The 1,655-nt window shown below is 40.4% G+C and carries 5 tRNA genes; 2 read left to right on the forward strand and 3 right to left on the reverse strand.

What is annotated here, in order from left to right:
• Positions 1-77 precede the first annotated feature (77 nt).
• The 3 genes from AC27JR_RS16945 to AC27JR_RS16955 form a co-directional block, all read right to left on the reverse strand.
• Positions 78-153: transfer RNA gene (locus AC27JR_RS16945), tRNA-Glu, on the reverse strand.
• A gap of 142 nt (positions 154-295) precedes the next feature.
• Positions 296-371, reverse strand: a tRNA-Glu gene (locus tag AC27JR_RS16950).
• Positions 372-407: 36 nt separating this feature from the next.
• Positions 408-483, reverse strand: a tRNA-Ala gene (locus AC27JR_RS16955).
• Between the two features lie 766 nt (positions 484-1,249).
• On the opposite strand from AC27JR_RS16955, the gene AC27JR_RS16960 reads away from it, so the two are divergent.
• Together AC27JR_RS16960 and AC27JR_RS16965 are read left to right on the forward strand one after the other, a co-directional pair.
• Positions 1,250-1,325, forward strand: a tRNA-Val gene (locus tag AC27JR_RS16960).
• 143 nt (positions 1,326-1,468) lie between these two features.
• A tRNA-Val gene (locus AC27JR_RS16965) sits at positions 1,469-1,544 on the forward strand.
• Positions 1,545-1,655 lie beyond the last annotated feature (111 nt).

A 1,655-nucleotide genomic window follows, 5' to 3' on the forward strand; every position in this document is an offset into this window, starting at 1 on the left:
GTGTCACTAGGACAACTGAAAGTTTAGACTCGATTCAGACGAGCTTTAATAACACTACCCTACTATATAATAGTAAGTGGCGTCCCCAAGGGGATTCGAACCCCTGTTACCGCCGTGAAAGGGCGGTGTCCTAGGCCTCTAGACGATGGGGACACTAAAAAGTGTCACTAGGACGATTGATTAGTTTAGCTCACATCCTGAGCTCTTAAGGTAATGGCGTATAGTACAAATAAAGACTCGAGCTTTATGTGTTACGCTATTTTCTCGGTAAAACCGCCTTTAACTAAAAGTTAAGTGGCGTCCCCAAGGGGATTCGAACCCCTGTTACCGCCGTGAAAGGGCGGTGTCCTAGGCCTCTAGACGATGGGGACACAGAAAACTGCTACCCTAGGACAAACACTAAAAATTGGTGGAGCTATGCGGGATCGAACCGCAGACCTCTTCGCTGCCAGCGAAGCGCTCTCCCAGCTGAGCTATAGCCCCAACTTATTCAATACCCTCGGTGATAACCACGTCGTGTATCGCTTAGTGCGGGGCGCATTCTATGCACCCCCCAAAATAAAGTCAACAGTTTTTTGTGCGACATTATTTAAATGGTTTAATTTTCAACAAACTGGCTATCATACATGCTAAAAAGTAGATTTTCATAGTATTTAGTAACCATGAGTTACGTTAAGTGTGCCACATTTGCGTTTGAGTTGAGAATAACGACTTTATAATACTAAAAGTACCTATTCACATCGGACTCAAAAGGTATACATTTATATGCAAATTGAGTTACCACCGCTTTTTGCCTAAAACGGGCCTACTTCCATCATAACCTAGCTGGATTTTATTAAATGCTAATTGTAAAGCTTAACTATGCTAAGCGATAAACAACTTGCTAATTTGAGTGGTTTAAACAATTGAATAATATAGGCAGGATGATCTGAACTAGAAAGTTTAACTTTGATTTCTTGGTTGCAACCCTGACTCGGTAAGTCAATTACCCCTAAATTAAATGAATTTTCACTCTTAAAGATCAACATAGCCCTATCTAGTGCATATAAATGTAGTTACATTAGCACCCAGCCAAGCATGCTTATTGTTCGTTTTATGTTGCCTTGTTGATAAAGTGAACACTATTTACATTGTATTGATTATAAAAGCTTCATTCAGCACATTTTTATCATTCAAGTGTTGACACATTTACAACTCTATCTATAATAGCGCCCCACAACAACGCAGCAATGTGATGTTGTTTAGATGCGGGTGATTAGCTCAGTTGGGAGAGCATCGCCCTTACAAGGCGAGGGTCACTGGTTCAAGTCCAGTATCACCCACCACATTTTGATGTGTCGTATCTAAATTCTATATGGGCCATTGCTCAATTAGAAAAGAGAGAACTACCGCTATTTAAAATAACGGTGAGGTTCACTGGTTAAAGTCCAGTACTATTTATTATAATAGTTGCGTTTGATTTATATGTGGGTGATTAGCTCAGTTGGGAGAGCATCGCCCTTACAAGGCGAGGGTCACTGGTTCAAGTCCAGTATCACCCACCACATATGAAACGAAAATTATATAAATAGTTGCATAGTTTAAATTTGTAATATGAGTCGTTAGCTCAGTTACAAGAAATGAGAACATCACCGCTATTTACAAGTAACGGCGAA

Source organism: Pseudoalteromonas sp. NH0006-26 (genome assembly GCF_057552415.1).